This window comes from Luteimonas sp. RIT-PG2_3 (assembly GCF_054902115.1).
Genome location: NZ_JBUBPF010000003.1, coordinates 282,759 through 299,099 on the forward strand (window position 1 = coordinate 282,759; position 16,341 = coordinate 299,099).

General features: G+C 67.3%; 14 protein-coding genes. 11 read left to right on the plus strand and 3 right to left on the minus strand.

Annotation, left to right across the window (positions count from 1 at the left end; genetic code table 11):
* Positions 1-253 precede the first annotated feature (253 nt).
* The 3 genes from ACYX7E_RS06150 to ACYX7E_RS06160 are packed head-to-tail and all read left to right on the plus strand — an operon-like array spanning position 254 to position 4,078.
* A complete protein-coding gene (locus ACYX7E_RS06150; protein ID WP_462079869.1) occupies positions 254-1,108 on the plus strand; it encodes an N-formylglutamate amidohydrolase in 855 nt (284 codons plus the stop codon).
* The gene (locus ACYX7E_RS06155; protein WP_462079691.1) at positions 1,101-3,026 is read left to right on the plus strand and encodes a tyrosine/phenylalanine carboxypeptidase domain-containing protein; all 1,926 of its coding nucleotides are present in this window, start codon (positions 1,101-1,103) and stop codon (positions 3,024-3,026) included. The genes ACYX7E_RS06150 and ACYX7E_RS06155 overlap by 8 nt, the downstream gene beginning before the upstream one ends.
* A 2-nt stretch (positions 3,027-3,028) precedes the next feature.
* On the plus strand, positions 3,029-4,078 hold the full coding sequence (locus ACYX7E_RS06160) for a glutathione synthetase (protein ID WP_462079692.1): 1,050 nt from the start codon (positions 3,029-3,031) through the stop codon (positions 4,076-4,078).
* Between the two features lie 81 nt (positions 4,079-4,159).
* Here the strand turns inward: ACYX7E_RS06160 and ACYX7E_RS06165 are convergent, their stop codons facing one another.
* Positions 4,160-5,269, minus strand: coding sequence for a DNA topoisomerase IB (locus ACYX7E_RS06165; protein WP_462079693.1), 1,110 nt, complete (start codon positions 5,267-5,269; stop codon positions 4,160-4,162).
* Positions 5,270-5,654: 385 nt separating this feature from the next.
* On the opposite strand from ACYX7E_RS06165, the gene ACYX7E_RS06170 reads away from it, so the two are divergent.
* The 5 genes from ACYX7E_RS06170 (at position 5,655) to ACYX7E_RS06190 (ending at position 10,936) form a co-directional block, all read left to right on the plus strand.
* Positions 5,655-6,362 carry a response regulator transcription factor gene (locus ACYX7E_RS06170; protein WP_462079694.1) on the plus strand — a complete coding sequence of 236 codons (708 nt, stop codon included), beginning with the start codon at positions 5,655-5,657 and terminating at the stop codon, positions 6,360-6,362.
* A gap of 486 nt (positions 6,363-6,848) precedes the next feature.
* Positions 6,849-7,520 carry a cytochrome c oxidase subunit II gene (coxB, locus tag ACYX7E_RS06175; protein WP_462079870.1) on the plus strand — a complete coding sequence of 224 codons (672 nt, stop codon included), beginning with the start codon at positions 6,849-6,851 and terminating at the stop codon, positions 7,518-7,520.
* Positions 7,517-10,063, plus strand: a complete 2,547-nt coding sequence (gene ctaD / locus ACYX7E_RS06180) for a cytochrome c oxidase subunit I (protein ID WP_462079695.1) — start codon at positions 7,517-7,519, stop codon at positions 10,061-10,063. Before coxB ends, ctaD begins: the two co-directional genes overlap by 4 nt.
* Positions 10,060-10,431 (plus strand): hypothetical protein, encoded by a 372-nt coding sequence (locus ACYX7E_RS06185; protein WP_462079696.1) that lies wholly within the window; start codon positions 10,060-10,062, stop codon positions 10,429-10,431. Before ctaD ends, ACYX7E_RS06185 begins: the two co-directional genes overlap by 4 nt.
* Before the next feature lie 10 nt (positions 10,432-10,441).
* Entirely contained in the window at positions 10,442-10,936 is a 495-nt protein-coding gene (locus ACYX7E_RS06190; RefSeq protein ID WP_462079697.1) for a DUF2231 domain-containing protein, read from the plus strand.
* Positions 10,937-10,959: 23 nt separating this feature from the next.
* Here the strand turns inward: ACYX7E_RS06190 and ACYX7E_RS06195 are convergent, their stop codons facing one another.
* Complete coding sequence (locus ACYX7E_RS06195; RefSeq protein WP_462079698.1) at positions 10,960-11,523, minus strand: CopD family protein; 564 nt, start codon at positions 11,521-11,523, stop codon at positions 10,960-10,962.
* A gap of 23 nt (positions 11,524-11,546) precedes the next feature.
* Between ACYX7E_RS06195 and ACYX7E_RS06200 the strand changes: the two genes are divergently transcribed.
* From ACYX7E_RS06200 to ACYX7E_RS06210, 3 genes are all read left to right on the plus strand, one after another.
* Complete coding sequence (locus ACYX7E_RS06200; RefSeq protein ID WP_462079699.1) at positions 11,547-12,539, plus strand: cytochrome c oxidase assembly protein; 993 nt, start codon at positions 11,547-11,549, stop codon at positions 12,537-12,539.
* Between the two features lie 126 nt (positions 12,540-12,665).
* Positions 12,666-13,166 (plus strand): hypothetical protein, encoded by a 501-nt coding sequence (locus ACYX7E_RS06205; protein WP_462079700.1) that lies wholly within the window; start codon positions 12,666-12,668, stop codon positions 13,164-13,166.
* Positions 13,167-13,622: 456 nt separating this feature from the next.
* A complete protein-coding gene (locus tag ACYX7E_RS06210; protein WP_462079701.1) occupies positions 13,623-14,156 on the plus strand; it encodes a hypothetical protein in 534 nt (177 codons plus the stop codon).
* Positions 14,157-14,300: 144 nt separating this feature from the next.
* On the opposite strand, the gene ACYX7E_RS06215 is transcribed toward ACYX7E_RS06210, so the two are convergent.
* Positions 14,301-16,331 (minus strand): alpha/beta hydrolase, encoded by a 2,031-nt coding sequence (locus ACYX7E_RS06215; RefSeq protein ID WP_462079702.1) that lies wholly within the window; start codon positions 16,329-16,331, stop codon positions 14,301-14,303.
* Positions 16,332-16,341: the final 10 nt, after the last annotated feature.

Sequence of the window (16,341 nt, forward strand, 5' to 3'; positions counted from 1 at the left end):
ACGGTGCCACAAGGCGGACACGCGTTCCAGCGCCCGGTCACGGCAGCGGCGACGACACCCGGCGCCTGCGCGCCGGCGCCCGGCCTCACAGCGTTGGCAATGGCGACCGCGCCCACGCCTCGCTCACGCGGACTCGCTTACAACGGACACCCGACACGCAGCCCGCCCCGCCGATCACCGCGCATGTGATCGCCGTCCCACGAGGTAGATGCATGACAACGCCGTTTCCGCCATCGCAGACGCAGACGTGTCCATGACCACGGCAGGCGTCCATCCAGACGATCCGCAGCCATGGTGGCGGCTGCAGCGCAGCGACGATGCCATTGTCGCGACCGCGATCCATGACGGCCACCAGTTGCGGCCCGCCGTGGAGACCGCGATGGCCTTGTCCGATGCCGGGCGCCTGCGCGAAGAAGATCCGTTCACCGGCCATGCCATCGCGCGCATCCCCACCCATGTCATCGCGCACCGTTCGCGCTTCGAGGTCGACCTCAACCGCCCGCCGGAAGCGGCGGTCTACCGCACGCCGGAGCAATGCTGGGGCCTGCAGGTCTGGCAGGCGCCGCCCGACGACGCCTTCGTGGCCGAGTCCCTGCGCTCGCACCGCGCCTTCTACGCCATGGTGGGGCAGCTGCTCGACGATGTCGCGGCCGCGCATCCCCGATTCGTGGTGCTGGATGTCCACAGCTACAACCATCGCCGTGATGGTGCCGACGCTGCGCCGACGCCGCAGCAGGATGCACCGGACATCAACATCGGCACCTACTCGATGCCGCGCGCGCAATGGGCCTGGCTGCTCGATCCGCTGATCGAGCGCATGCGCGACTTCGACTTCGGCGGTCGCCGGCTGGACGTACGTGAGAACGTGGCCTTCGAGGGGCGCGGCGAACTGACACGCTTCGTGCACGCGCGCTATCCAGGCGCCGGCTGCGCGATCGCGATCGAGTTCAAGAAGTTCTTCATGGATGAATGGAGCGGCCAGCCCGATCCCGCCGAACTCGCGACCATGCAGGCCTTCATGCGAGACATCGCGACCCATGCACGAGGCCTGCTGCAGGCGCGCAACGAGCCGGATGCGCGGCCGACGGATGCGCCCGCGCATGGCTAGCCAGCGCTCGCCGTCGCCGCGCACGCAGGCCTCCGACCTGCAGGACGATGCCCGCCATGACGCGGGCGGGCAGACCGCCCTGCCCGCGGTCGATAGCGATGGCGTCTCGCGGCAGACGCTGGCCGCCGGCGGCCGGGTCCACCTGGATCGCCCCTTGCCATTCCTGCTGCTGAGCCGCTATCCCGACGATCCCTGCAGCCTGGCCCATCGCGTGGCGACGATCAGCCCGGCCAGCGTGATGTGGCCCGAGGCCGAAGCCGCGGACGCCGAGGCGCTGGGCCGCGTGCTGGCGATCCTCGAACGCCAGCGCCGCGACTTTCCCGGCCTGTTGCTGCTGTCGCTGTACGACCTGCCGCGCGACCGGATCCTCGAGGAGGACAGCCCGCGACTGGAGCGCTTCGACTTCATCGTCGGCGCCACCGACGACGCACCTGCGCAGGCGGCGGCCGATCGCCTCGGCAAGGCACTGCAGTCGCTGCGCGTCGACCAGCGTACGCCGAAGATCGAGCCGGTCGACCATGCCTACGCGGAACCCGGGCTGGAAACGCTGGTCGCCGCCATCCCGGACCTGTCGCACCTGTCGCTGGGCCTGCCGCAAGTCCATCGCGTGCCCGGCGAGGAAGGCGTCTATCCGCAGGTCTTCCATGCCCTCGAGAGCGCCGTGCTGGATGCGCTGCTGCAGGCCTGCGCCGCTTTCGTCGAGGCCACGACGCCGGGCGACCGGCCGCACCATCGCAGCCTGGGACGCAGTTCCTTCATCGATGCCGCCGTGGCCGTGGACCGCGAACTGTCGCGGATCAGCCACTCCTTCGACTTCCTGCTGGGCGTCTCACCGATCAATACCGTGCAGGCGCGCCAGCAGTACCAGGCCGATGACGCGCAGAAGCCACCGCAGTTCCGCTACCGGCCACTGACGATCAGCCCCGAGCGCGGCAAGCGCGCCCTGCATGCGATCGACGTCCGCGGTGTCGAAGACCCGGTCCTGGAAACGCTGTTCCTGGAGAAGCAGCGCGAACTCGACCTGCAGCTGACGATGCTGCAGGTCCGCAACACCCCGGCATTCAGGCACGCGTCGGCGATGCAGTACGGCACCGTCGAGCCCTGGCTGCGCGAAGCGGCGCTGCACATCCTCGAAGCGATCCACGAGCCGGAAGATGCCGACGACGCCTCATGGATCGACTGCCACGCGGTCCAGTCCGCGGCGCAGGCCCTGATCGCCCGCTACCACGACGGGCTGCCGGACTTCATCGCCGACGCCTGCCTGCGCAAGGACATCGCGCCGGGGCTGATGGTGTCGGGCAACGCGGTGCTGATCTCGACCGAAACCCGGATGCGCCGCGAGCGCCTGGACGCGCTGCTGCAGCATGAAATCAGCGTGCACGTGCTGACCTGCGTCAACGGACGCCAGCAGGGCCTGTCGATCTTCGGCGCCGGCCTTGCCGGCTATGAAGGCATCCAGGAAGGTCTCGGGGTGTTCGCCGAGTACGCCGTCGGCGGCCTGACCGCGGCACGGCTGCGCCTGCTCGCGGCACGGGTGCTGGTCGTCGACGCGATGCACGACGGCGCCGGTTTCATCGATTGCGACCGCCTGTTGCGCGACCGCCATGCGTTCGCCGCCGCCGCGTCCTTCGACATCGTCGCGCGCGTGTTCCGGTCAGGCGGCCTGGGCAAGGACGCGATCTACCTGCGCGGACTCAAGCAGGTGTTCGACGTACTGGCCGAGGGCCACGATCTGGGCACGTTCTGGTTCGGCAAGATCGCGCTGCAGCATGTGCCGATGGTCGAGGAACTCCGGCAACGCGGCATCCTGCGCGCGCCGATGGCCATCCCCGAATTCCTGTCCCGCCCGACCGTACAGCGCAACCTCGCGCGCGTGCGTGCCGGGATTCCCTTCGTCGACCTGCTCAGGACACCATGACCATGCTGATCGCATTTTTCGTCAATACGATGGAAGACGAGCAGGAGCACTACACCACGACCGTGCTCGCGCACGAAGCTTCGCGCCGGGGCCATGACGTCTGCTACGTCACCGCAGGCGATTTCACGCTGGGCGCCGACGACGTGCTGCGCATGCACGCCCATGTGATCCCCGCGCAGAAGAACGGCAAGCGATCGATCGCCCGCTTCTTCAGCGACCTCAAATCGATCGCACAGACCAAGCTGGTCGCGATCGACGATGTCGACGTGCTGATGCTGCGCAACGATCCCTCGCGCGACGCCATCGACCGCCCCTGGGCGCAGGACATCGGTATCCAGTTCGGACGACTGGCCGCGCAACGCGGGGTACTGGTGCTCAACGACCCGGGCGCGCTGTCGCAGGCGGGCAACAAGCTGTATTTCCAGTCGTTTCCCCGCGAAGTCCGCACCGACACCCTGATCAGCCGTTCGCCGACCGACATCAAGGCCTTTGCCAAGAAGCACAACGGCAAGGTGGTGCTGAAGCCGCTACAGGGGTCGGGCGGCCAGGGCGTGTTCCTGCTGGAAGGCAAGACCGGCAAGAACCTCAACCAGATGATCGAGGCGATCGGTCGCGATGGCTACATCATCACCCAGGCCTACGTGCCGGAAGCCGACAAGGGCGACATCCGCCTGTTCCTGATGAACGGCCTGCCGCTGCAGGTCGATGGCCAGTACGCCGCGATCCGCAGAGTCAGCGCCAAGCAGGACATGCGCAGCAACATGCATGCCGGCGGCAAGGCCCGCAAGGTCAAGATCACCGACCGCCAGCTGCATGTCGCCGAACTGATCCGGCCCAAGCTCGTGCATGACGGCATGTTCCTGGTCGGCATCGACATCATCGGCGACACCATCCTGGAAGTGAACGTGTTCAGTCCGGGAACGCTGCAAGCCTGCAGCGAGCTGGCCGGCGTCAACTTCGCATCGGCGATCCTGGCCTCGATCGAGCGCAAACTGGCGATCGCGCAGCAGTTCCCGCACCGCTTCGACAACCGCACGCTCGCGGTGATCTGATCGCGTCTTGCCGCCGCGCCACCATGTGGCGTGGCGACGGCCTGCGTGGGGACGGTAGTACCTCCCGGCGATGTCGACCGCTCAGCCCGGCTTGCGTCGCCGTGAGGTGGACTTGCTTGCGACGCGGTGCGTGCGCGACAGGTAACGCAGCGCAGCGGCCTCCCACTGGCGCTCGCCGCGTGCCGCACGCGCCGTGCGCTGCAGGCTGCCGTCCTGCCAACCCGCGAACACGCAGGGGTCGATGTACGACTTCCTGCACACCGATACCGTATTGCCGAGCGCTTCGGCGATCCCGGTGACCACCTCGCGCTCGAGGCTGGCCAGCAGGCGCTGCGACGGCGCTTCCGGGGCCGGAGTCGCCGCCAGTTGCTGGAAGGCGGCCAGCGTCGCGCCCCAGGTCCGGAAATCCTTGGCGGTGAAATCCTCGCCCATGCTGTCGCGCAGGTAATCGTTGACGGCGCCGGAGTCGACCGGCTGCAACTCGCCATCGTCGCCACGGAACTGGAACAACAACTGCCCTGGCAACTGGTGCAGCGCCCGCACCATCCGCACAAGCCGCCGGTCGCCGATGGCGATGTCGTGCTCCTTGCCGCTCTTGCCACGGAACTTCAGGCGCAGGCCACCACCCCGCACGAACGAGGCATGGCGATTGCGCAGCGTGGTCAGGCCATAGGATCGGTTGCTGCGCTGGTACTCGACATTGCCGACCCGCATCAGCGTGGTGCTCATCACCGTCACGACGATCGCAAGCACCTTGTCGCGCGGGAAGCCCGGCAAAGCCAGGTCCTTGCGCCGGGGCCGGCCCAACGCAGGCAAGGCACGTCCGAACGCGACCAGGCGATCGAACTTGTCGACGTCGCGCAACGAGCGCCAGCGTGGGTGGTAGCGATACTGCTTGCGCCCGCGCGCGTCGCGGCCGGTCGCCTGCAGGTGCCCGCGCTCGGACGTGCAGATCCAGACGTCGCGATAGGCTGGCGGGATCGCCAGTGCGCGGATGCGCGCAAGCACCTGCGGATCGCGGATGGCACGGCCATCGCTGCCGCGATAACTGAAGCCGCCACCGCTGCGCCGCCGCTGGATGCCCGGGGCGTGGTCGCTGACATAACGCAGGCCCATCTCGGCCGCCTGGCGCGCGGCCTCGATTGCGGAAAGATCGGGCGGGACGTCGGCTTTCATGGCGTTCGCAGGCATCGGATGCGCGGCATTGCGGAACGCGATTGTGCGTGGCGGCCGTCAATGCGGCGTCAACACACGCAGGCGCTGGTCGCGCGCAATGCGCGCAAGGATGACTGCGCTGTCGGCCTGCGCCCTATGGACGTGAGCCATGGACGGATCGCCCGACGTGACCAGCGCGACGCAACCGATGAATAGGCTCGCGGACAGGCCAGCACGGTGACCGGAATCCCTGCGTATTCATGCCTTCTTTGCGCGTCGTCGGTTGCGCAGAAGACAAGAATTCAAGTCAGACGCTCGCAAAACGTGATCGATGTCGCCGTCAACACTCAATCACTTCACACAGAACAAACTGAACGCCTGCCATCGTTTGGCTTCAACTCTTTCACACAGCGAGGACGCCATGCATACGGGACATCGCGGTCTGGTGCTTATCGTCGAGGACAATCGCAACATCTCCGGCCTCATGGGCGATTTCCTGGAGAGCCGCGGCTACGAAGTCGACTACGCAGGAGACGGCTCCGAAGGTTACCGGCTTGCGACCGAGGAATCGCATGACGTCATCGTGCTGGACCTCGGCCTGCCGCGCATGGACGGCCTGGAGGTCTGCCGCAAGCTGCGGGACAACGCGCGCATGAGCACGCCGATCCTGATGCTGACCGCACGCGACACGCTGGAGGACAAGATCGATGGCCTGCAGGCCGGTGCCGACGACTACCTGACCAAGCCCTTCTCGATCGAGGAGCTGGAAGCCAGGGTCCGGGCGCTGGTCCGTCGCGGACGTCGCGAGGTCGGCGGAGAAGTCCTGCGCGTCGCCGATCTTGCCTACGACCCCGCCAGCATGCGCGCCACGCGAAATGGAGATGAACTGGTGCTCTCTCCGATCGGCCTGAAACTGCTGAACATCCTGATGCGCGAGTCGCCACGCGTAGTCTCACGCCAGGAGATCGAACGCGAGATCTGGGGCCAGCACCTGCCCGATTCGGATACCCTGCGCAGCCATCTGTACAACCTGCGCCGCGTCATCGACAGGCCGTATCCGACGCAGTTGCTGCATACCATCCAGAGCGCGGGCTACCGTCTGGCCGACACCGGAACGACCGTGCAATAGCGCGGGCCTCGCGCGGGGTGGGCCCTGCCTGCAGCAGGCAGGGGCCCATTGTCGGGAATACGCGTGCGGACGCCGTGGCCCAGCCTCGGCGTCCGCTTTGTTTTGGAGCGTGCGTCCTCTGGACACTGTCGCGTCCAGTCGTGCGCGGCAGTCCCTGCACCGCTGCGCATGACATGCCGGCCGTCGCGCTTCACCTCTCGGCCACAGCGGCCATGCAAACCTGAATGCGTCGCCCATCGATTCGCATCCTGCCCGATCGCAGCGGCATCCATTCTCACGCCGTCATTTCGCACGCTGTCATGCCGCGCGATCCCGTCGGACCGCACCGCCGCCACATCCGCTGCCACGCCGCCAGGAGGGATCGCCATCAATCCGCCCGCAGCTGCCCGCAGACCTCCCGACATGCAAGGCGCGCGGCCTCCCGCATGCGGCAGGTCCGGATCATCCCTTGCCGCGTTATCGGCATGCACACTGTCGGCGTACCTGCTGTCGGCATGCCAGGGCCCACAATCGGCGCTGGATCCAGCCGGCCCGTCCGCGGATGCGATCGGTGCGATCTGGTGGTGGATGCTGTCCGGTGCCACCCTGATCTGGATGCTGGTCGTCGTGCTGGCGTGGCACGCGATGTCGCGACGCAGGCCCAGCCTGCGTGCCGTGGGCGGACGCCGCCTGATCGTCATCGGCGGGCTGCTGCTGCCGACCCTCATGCTGATGGCCCTGCTGGTCTACAGCGCCGCCAGCAGCGAGCGCATCACAGGGGACCGGCAACAGGTCGCGCATGCCGTCGACGTGCGTGCACGCCAGTGGCAATGGACGTTCGAATATCGCGATGGCATCGATGGCGACATCCTCGCGCGTAGCGAGGATGCCCTGCTGATGCCACGCGGCGAATGGGTCGAGTTCCGCGTCCATGGCGAGGATGTCATCCACAGCTTCTGGATTCCCCGGCTTGGCGGCAAGATCGATGCCATCCCCGGACGCATCAATACGATCCGCCTGCGCGCCGACCAGGGTGGACGCATCAGTGGCCAGTGCGCAGAGTTCTGCGGCCTCGATCATGCGCACATGCGCTTCGACGTGCATGTGGTCGAACCCGACCAGTACGCAGCCTGGCTGCGGAGCGATAGCGACCGCTTCCTGCCGGAGACCGTATGGTGAGCGGCGCTGGCACCGATACCCTCCCGCAGGACAACGGTCGGCAGGTCGCGACCCGGGACGCCGCATTCGTCGCCGTGCTGGCGCAGGTCTGGGCCAACGATCCTGGCTGGAAGGGGCAACTCACGGCCGTCAACCACAGCACGATCGCGCTGCGCTTCATTGTCACCGGCTTCGCGTTCCTGCTCGTCGGCGGACTGCTCGGCATGTTCATCCGCCTGCAGCTGGCATGGTTCGGCAACGAGGTCCTGGATCCGGCACGCTACCACCAGTTCGTGACCATGCATGGCACGACGATGATGTTCCTGTTCGCGGTGCCGATCATGGAAGGCTTCGCGATGTACCTGATCCCCAAGATGCTGGGGTCGCGCGACCTGCCCTACCCCCGACTCAGCGCGTTCGGTTACTGGTGCTACCTGTTCGGCGGCCTGTTCCTGTACTCGAGCTTCCTGTTCGACGCGGCACCGGACGGCGGCTGGTTCATGTATGTCCCCCTGGCCGATGCGACCTACTCGCCGGGCATGGGCGCCGACTTCTGGCTGATCGGCGTGACCTTTGCCGAGATCGCGGCGGTGACCGCGGCCGTCGAGCTGATCGTCGCGATCCTGCTGACGCGCGCGCCGGGCATGCATCTGGGCCGCATGCCGCTGTTCGCCTGGGCGGTGCTGGTCACCGCTTTCATGATCGCATTCGGATTCCCACCGCTGATCCTGGCCAGCATCCTGCTGGAGATGCAGCGCGCCTTCGATGTCGTGTTCTTCGACGTCGGCCGTGGCGGCGATCCCCTGCTGTGGCAACACCTGTTCTGGCTGTTCGGGCACCCGGAGGTCTACATCATCTTCCTGCCCGCCACCGGCGTGATCTCGATGGTCATCCCGACCTTCGCGCGCATTCCCGTGGTCGGCTACAGCTGGATCGTGCTGGCGCTGGTCGCGACCGGCTTCCTGAGTTTCGGCCTGTGGGTACACCACATGTTCGCAGTCGGCATCCCACTGCTGGCGCTGGCGTTCTTCAGCGCCGCCAGCATGGCAGTCGCGATCCCGTCGGGCATCCAGGTCTTCGCGTGGATCGCGACACTCTGGTCCGGCCGGCCCTGGCTGCGCGTGCCGATGCTCTACATCATGGGTTTCTTCGTGGTGTTCGTCTGCGGCGGACTGACGGGCGTGATGCTGGCCCTGGTGCCGTTCGACTGGCAGGCCCACGACACCCATTTCGTCGTCGCCCACCTGCATTACGTATTGATCGGCGGGCTGATGTTCCCGCTGTTCGCGGGGCTGTACTACTGGCTGCCGCTGGCCACCGGGCGCATGCCGTCGGAAGGCCTCAGCCGCAGCGCATTCTGGTTGCTGTTCATCGGCTTCAATCTCGCGTTCCTGCCGATGCATCTGACCGGGCTGCTCGGCATGCCACGACGCGTCTACACCTATGGCGAGCACCTGGGCGTGGAATGGTTGAACCTGCTGTCGACCGCCGCGAGTTTCGCGATGGCCGCCGGCATCATCGCGATCCTGATCGACGTCGCGCTGTGCCTGCTGCACGGCCCGCGCGCACGCCGCAACCCCTGGCGTGCCGGCACGCTGGAGTGGGCCCTGCCGCAACCGGTGCCTGCCTACAACTTCGCGTCGATGCACGAGGTCGCCGACCGCTATCCCTTATGGCAGACCCCGGACTGGGCGCCACGCAGCGCCGGCGCCAGCGGCTGGCTCGGCTCCGTGGCCGACGATCGTCGCGAAGTGCTCGGCACCGGCATCCGCAATGCCAGGCCGGAACAGGTGATCCGGGTCTCGGGCTCGACCTGGCTGCCGTTGCTGTCGGCGCTGACCATCGCCGCGCTGCTGGCCTGCTTCATCGCCAAGCAGTACGTCGCTGCGGCGGGCCTGCTGCTGCCGCTGCTGGCCCTGCTGCTTGTCTGGGCCTGGACGACCGGCGACCGTCACGCGCCGCTGCGCCGCGAAGCCGCACCCGGCACATGGCTGCCGACGCAGCGCAGCAGCGCCAACGCACCCGGCTGGTGGGCGCTGGTCATCGGCCTGCTGATCGACGGCTCGCTGTTCGCGTCGCTGGTGTTCGCGTACTTCTATCTCTGGCTGGGCACGCCGCAATGGCCACCGCAGGCGTCGAGCGTCGCTGCCAGCGGCATGGCCCTGCCGGCCCTGTTCGCGCTGCTGGCCAGCAGCGTGGGCGCGGCGATGATGTCGGCGATGAACCGGCGCAATGCCGCACGCCCGGCGCAGGCCATGGCGGTCGCCAGCGGCCTCGCCGGCATCGCCTTCCTGTACCTGCACGCAGCGGCGTTGCGCGACGTCGGCCCACCGCAGGCGCATGCCTACGCGGCGGTGGTCTGGACCCTGGCCGGCTTCCACGCGATCCATGTCGTGGTTGCTGGACTGGCCGGCCTGTTTGCCTGCGCGCGCATCGGCCGCGGGTACGCCGACAGCGAGCGCGATCTCGACGTCCGCATCGCCTCCGGCCTGTGGCACTACACGGTCGTCCAGGGCACCATCGCCTGGGCGGTCATCCATCTCTTTCCGCGGATGGCGACATGAGCCGCGTGCATGCCCGCAGCCTGACCGGCATGGCCGCGCCGCTGGCGGTCTGGGCCCTGCACTTCATCGTCGTCTACGCGATCCAGGCCATCGCCTGCCGCCAGGGCTGGCATGCGCTGCGATGGGCGGGTCGCGATGGGATCGTCTGGTGCCTGTTGCTGCTGACGCTTGCGGCCATGCTGACGACGGCCTGGCTGGGATGGCGCGCATGGCGGCAACGCCCGGCAAGCACGCGCAGCGGTACCGACCACGATGCACCGCCGCTGGACCGCTTCATGGCGACGTTGACGACCGCCGTCTCGGTACTGGCGACCGTCGCCATCGCCTTCACTGGCATCCCGTTGCTGATCCTCTCCACCTGCCGCTGAGACCGTCCCGATGCGCAAGCAGATCCGTCAGCCCGCCGCGACCGAGAGTGGCCCCTCGCTGAAGAGCCGCATGGCCATCCTCGGGCATCCGATCCATCCGATGCTGGTGGTCTACCCGACTGCGTTCCTGAGCATGGCGTTCGTCACCGACCTGGTGTTCCTGTGGCTGCAGGTGGGCTTCTGGGCGCAGGTGTCGTACTGGCTCTGCGTCGCCGGACTGGTCTTGGGCGTACTTGCCGGCTGCGTCGGCGCGATCGACGTGCTGACGATCCGCAGCGTGCGCCGGCATGTCTCGGCATGGAGCCACGCGGTCGCCGCGGTGATGCTGCTGGCGTTGGCCGCCGCCGGCGTCTGGCTGCGCCATCCCGATCCCGAAGCCGCCGTCTGGCCCTGGGGGCTGCTGCAATCGGCGGCGACGACGACGATGGCGATGGTCGCCGGCTGGCTCGGCGGCACCTTGACGTTCCGTCATGGCATCGGCGTCTATGGCAGCCACGAGCCGTGACCGAGCCTGCAGCAAGGATGTCTCTACTTCACGGCACACTGCCGACGCAAGACTGTCCAGTGGCCGACCGCATCCGCACCGGCGGCCGTCGCTGTCGCCACTGGCGATATCGAAACTGCGGATGTCGCAGCCGTCGGTGTTGCAGCGGTTGGAAGCACAGCGGAGCGGGTCCGGTCTCCCGGCTTGCCGGCAGTGACCGCGGCGATTGCCAGCAACAGCACCAGTGGCAGCCAGCGCGTATGGCGATAGTGCGTACTGCTGTCGCGCCCCTCGCCGTGCCCGAACCGGTACAGGATCATGCCGTAGTAGACGTGCAGCAGCACGGCCAGCGTGACCAACCCGAGTTTCGCGATGATCCATGGCGACGGCGCCACCTGCAGCAGCAGGATCGCGCCGAGCACCACCGCCAGCAGCGCTGCCGGCGTCATGATGCGGAAGTACAAGGTGTTGATCGCGAACGTGCCGTAGTCCGAACGCGAATCCCGGCTGCGGCGATGCCACGACAACAGCAAGCGCGGCAGGAACACCAGTCCCACGAACCACAGGGACACGGCCGCGATATGCAGGGATTTGATCCAGAAGTACACGCGCGCTCCATGGAGAGACCGTCATGAAGCCTACGCCATCGCCTGCAAGCCGGATGTGCATGGCCCATTTCCGTGCCATCGGCATGGTGCCATCCACCTTCCACGCCAGCTTCGCAACCGCTGCGCGTCGGCCACGCGTGCTGCGATGCCTGTTGGCCTGCGTCGTGCTGGCGGTCGCGGCGATCGGACAGGCCTCAGCACATCCGGCCGACACCCCGCCGACCTGGGGCAGCGCATGGTCGTTGTCACCCTGGATCCTGGTGCCTTTCGCGCTGCTGCTGTGCGCCTATGCACGCGGACTCTGGCTGCTGTGGCGACGCGCCGGTATCGGCCACGGCATTTCCACTGCAGGCGCATCCGCGTTCGCGCTCGGCATGACCTGCCTGTGGTTCGCCACCATCTGGCCGCTGGACGCATACGGAAGCTGGTCGCTGGCCGCGCACATGGCGCAGCACATGCTGCTGCTGGCGCTGGTCCCGCCGCTGCTGCTGGCAGGCCAGCCGCAGGCCGCCATCGCGACCGCCTTGCCACGCCAAGCCAATCGCATCGTGCAGGCCATCGCCCGCAGATTGGGGAGGGTCGGATCCGCACTGACGGCCGCTGCGATCGCGCACAGCCTGGTCATGTGGGCCTGGCATGTGCCTACGGCTCTGACCCGCGCATTGGCGTTCGAGCCGCTGCACTGGTTGATGCATGCGAGCTTCCTGGTGACCGGGCTGTGGTACTGGCATGCGCTGCTGCAGCGACTGCGCGATCCACGTACCGGCTCGCTGCCAGCCCTGGGCTCGATGGTCGCGGTGATGATGCAGATGGGATTGATCGGCGCACTGCTGACGTTCTCGCCACGTCCGCTGTACGCGATTTACGCAGGGCGCACTGCCGCCATCGGGTTGGATCCGCTGCACGACCAGCAGCTGGCCGGCCTGCTGATGTGGGTGCCCAGCTGCCTGCCGTATCTGTTCGGTGCGTTCTGGCTGACGCAGCGCGAACTGTCGCGATGGTCTCGACGTGCCTGACGAGACATGCCTGATGCGACGCTCACGTCCGCTTCGAAACGCAAGCAGGATCCACGGTCTGGCACCTTCACGATGCATTGCCGCCCGTCATGCCTCAATCGGGACTCGCGCCAAGGAGTCTTCGACATGCGCAAGCGCATCGTATTCAGTACCCGCGACGTCGCACATGCCCGCGACCTCATCGCCATCGCCTATGCGGCCGGCTTCACCGACGATGATCTGTCGGTGGTGGCCCGCTCCGACATCGAACTCGAGCAGGTTGCCGACCAGCTGAAGATGGCCGACTCCGATTTCATTCCGGCCGCCTTGCGGGGTGCCGGCTATGGCGCGATCACCGGCACGCTGGCGGGACTGGTCGCGGTCAGCCTGACGCCGCTGGGCATCACCCTGGCTGGCGCCGCGCTGGCCGGCGGTCTCGGCGGCGGCGCGATCGGCGCCTGGGTCTCGTCGCTGGTCGGTTCCTCGATTCCCGATCCGATCCGCCAGGAATTCGAGGACGAGATCAAGGCCGGACGCGTACTGGTCGCGATCGATGGCGAACCGGAAACACTGGATGTCGCCATGCCCCGATTCAACGAAGCAGGCGCGGTCAAGCTCGACTACGAACGGCAGGCGGGCATGACCTGATCCATCGCCGCGGAACACGCGCGGATGCCTCCCGTCTGCGCGGCGAAGCCCGCGTTTCCAGCGGCTTCCTTTCCTGCCTGAGCCGGACTGCTTGCCGCCGCCATTCTCCTTGTTGACGGTGGCCCAGGCACGTTCCGTCGCGACATCCCTGGACACGCCCTGCTTGCGATAGCTGTCGGCAATATGTTCGGCCTTGCGCTTCTGCTTGTCGGCATATGCGGCTTTCGGATCGGTGGCCATGATGATCGCCTCCTGAGCAACATCGGCATTCCACCTGCAGCATTCCACGTGCAGCGTCACGCACGGGAGAACGCAAGGTTAAAGCCATGTGCACACCAGCATGACTGGTCGGAAAACAGAAATCACGACGTGCGGCATCCGGTCAGGATGCGTTGATGGATCGGCTCGCATGCTCCTCAGAACGCCGCATCCCGCACAACACAGGAGGTCGTCGTCATGAGCATGCTCTCACCGGTCACCGGTGAAATGTCCGACAGCAAGGTCGCCGCCATCTTCGAGGATGAAAGCACCGCCCGCAGGATCGCCGGCAAGGTCGGCGGCCTGCTCAACCTGCGTCCCACGCAGGTGCAGGTGGTGACTCCGATGGACCAGCAACCCGGCAGGAAGCTGGAGCCCGAAAGCCACGGCATCTTCCGCACGATCCTGATCGCCCACTACAAGCTTGGCCTGGCCGGACTTGGCACGGGCGCGGTGCTGTTCGCCGTACTGATGATGATGCAGGTGCCCGCCATCGTGCAGTCTCCATGGTTCGCCGCCGGCATGATGATCGGCTACGGCGGCGTGGCGGGATTGATGCTCGGCGGGCTGATCTCGCTGCGCCCGGACCACGACCCCTACGTGTTGAAGGTGCGTGGCGCGCTGAAGGAAGGGCGTTCCGCCGTCGTGGTGCACGCGTATTCCGCCGGTCAGCGCGACCATGCTGCGGATGCGCTGTCGTCGAATGGCGGAGAAACGATCCGCACGCTCTGATCCTCGGCGCCGGAGTGACCGCGAACGGTGATCCGGAGCACAGAATGCCTGGCGGGTTGCGGAGCATTTCGTTGCGCTCTACTGCGCGCGAGCATTGGCCAGCTCAAATGGCGCGACCTGCCAGCGCGCATGCCGACACGCCTGCTAACGCACCCGCGGCATCGCCTTCGCGACAGGCGTCGCCAGCTTGGCCGACGCGATCCTTCGCTCCAGTTGTTCGCGTTCCGCCATCGGCTTCGCCCGCCACCAGTCACGGACGTAACGCCCGTCGACCTGGACGACCCCGTCCCGCCAGGCATTGAGCTGCGGCTGCGGAAAGCCATTGGCCTGACCGCGCAGATGGTGGTCGAAGAAACCCAGTACGAAATCGATCGGTGCGCCCAGCATGGCCTCGGCCGGGGCGTTGCCGAACAGCGGATCGCGCAGCGGGCGACGGATGAACCATGGCAGGTCCGACAACCCCAGATGCCGGGTTCCCAGCAACTGCACGCGCACGACATCCTGGCGCATCCCCGCGGTTGCAAAACGCTCATACGCGAGTTCGTTGTAGCTGCGCGCAGGCCGGCGCTTCGGCATACCCATCTCGTCCTCGTGCGCGGCAAGGTCGGAGTGGAACATCATGAAAGGCACCGGCATGTCGGCATCGAGCGCCAGCATCGGCGTGTCCCAGCCATCCAGGTTGACGCCCGCGCCGCAACGGCGGTCGACGATGCAGACCGCGCCCGCGACCGCACCGCCAAACGACATGCCCATCTCGCCAACGCGATCGAATGCGCCGGCCGCCGCGATCGCGACGACATCGGCGGGCACGGCACCGCGTTGCAACTGGTCATGCACGAAGAGGCGATCCGCGATCCAGGCCGGCGCACTGCGGAAGGCCATGCGGTCATCGGAAGCAGCGTCTTCCAGGCGTCCTTCGATCAAGCCATCCAGGCGTTCGTCGAGCGTGCGGCCCTCCTTCGCATGGCGGACCGCGGTCGATTGTGGACGCGCGGCTTCTACCGCCATTGCCGGATCCGTTGGAATGACCGTGCCGTCGCGGAACGGCGTCGGCGCAGCATCATGCGGGTGCTGGATCGAATAGACCACATAGCCGTGGCTGGCCAGCGCTTCCATCAGCGCCGTGTTCTGGCCCAGGAACGACGTGAAGCCATGGCTGTAGAACACGACCGGCCACGGCGCTTCGCCGGTCAGCAGTGGCGCGCTCTCGTAGGAATGCGTGCGCACATGGGTCAGGTAGGTCAGGAACGGCGGAAAGCCGACCATCTCACCCAGCCCACGCGCCGTTGTCCGCGCCTCGATGTCGCTGAAATAGCGCAGCGGCTCGCGCCCCTCCAGATCCCCCGCCGGATACCAGACGCGCACCAGCAGGCGACGCGGTTCGTCGGCCGCCGCGGCCAGCACGCCCAGCCTGGACCGATCGACCAGCTCGAACGTCCGCACGCCGACTCCATGCGGCCCAGGCGGCACCGGAAGCGCCGACACCGGGAACCACCACAACGAGACGAAGACCCCGGCCGCCATCAGCGTGACGACGCTGCCGCTCAACAGGCGCAGCGCGGCAGAACGCGGCGCCATCGTCGCGCGACGGCGCACCACCAGCGCCACCAGCAACACCACCCCGACCGCCACGCCCGGCGCGGCCTGCCACCGGCCCAGTACCAGGCCGACCACGCCAGCGAGCAGCGCGATGACAGCCGAGCCCACGAGGACACGGGACCGACCCGGCAGCGAACGCCACCACCACGCCGCCGAGAACACCGCCAGCGCAATGACGAGCACGAGATCGGACGGAATCATGGGGCAAGACCTGCCGGCCGGCGGCCGTCGGATCGGCAGTGTAAGCGAGCGCCCAACGGCAGGAACCTGCCGGACGTCACGCGTACGACCCGCACGATTGCCGTGCGTCCTCGCCTGGCTTTTCTGTCCCGGCCAGGCGCCCGCCCGCGTCGTTCCCCGGGAAATCAGGGATCGTGTTCGACGTGCATGCCCAGCACAACCAACCTGCCCCAGTCCGTCACGGGACCAGAACGGTATCTCCCCGGTTGCACGGCAGCGACTCCCCGCCGACATCAGGGCCCCATGTTGGCCCTTTTTTGGCGCCGTGCACGACGGCACATGCATCGCGCGATCGATCCCATCCCGCCGCCGCCGCGACGTTTCGCCGGCAAGCAACCCGGTGTTG

Coding starts and splice junctions, on each gene's coding strand:
- ACYX7E_RS06155 (WP_462079691.1), top strand. CDS start 1,101: ATGGCTAGCCAGCGCTCGCCGTCGCCGCGCACGCAGGCCTCCGACCTG.
- ACYX7E_RS06170 (WP_462079694.1), top strand. CDS start 5,655: ATGCATACGGGACATCGCGGTCTGGTGCTTATCGTCGAGGACAATCGC.
- ACYX7E_RS06190 (WP_462079697.1), top strand. CDS start 10,442: ATGCGCAAGCAGATCCGTCAGCCCGCCGCGACCGAGAGTGGCCCCTCG.
- ACYX7E_RS06210 (WP_462079701.1), top strand. CDS start 13,623: ATGAGCATGCTCTCACCGGTCACCGGTGAAATGTCCGACAGCAAGGTC.
- ACYX7E_RS06200 (WP_462079699.1), top strand. CDS start 11,547: ATGAAGCCTACGCCATCGCCTGCAAGCCGGATGTGCATGGCCCATTTC.
- ACYX7E_RS06150 (WP_462079869.1), top strand. CDS start 254: ATGACCACGGCAGGCGTCCATCCAGACGATCCGCAGCCATGGTGGCGG.
- ACYX7E_RS06160 (WP_462079692.1), top strand. CDS start 3,029: ATGCTGATCGCATTTTTCGTCAATACGATGGAAGACGAGCAGGAGCAC.
- ACYX7E_RS06185 (WP_462079696.1), top strand. CDS start 10,060: ATGAGCCGCGTGCATGCCCGCAGCCTGACCGGCATGGCCGCGCCGCTG.
- ACYX7E_RS06205 (WP_462079700.1), top strand. CDS start 12,666: ATGCGCAAGCGCATCGTATTCAGTACCCGCGACGTCGCACATGCCCGC.
- ACYX7E_RS06165 (WP_462079693.1), bottom strand. CDS start 5,269: ATGCCTGCGAACGCCATGAAAGCCGACGTCCCGCCCGATCTTTCCGCA.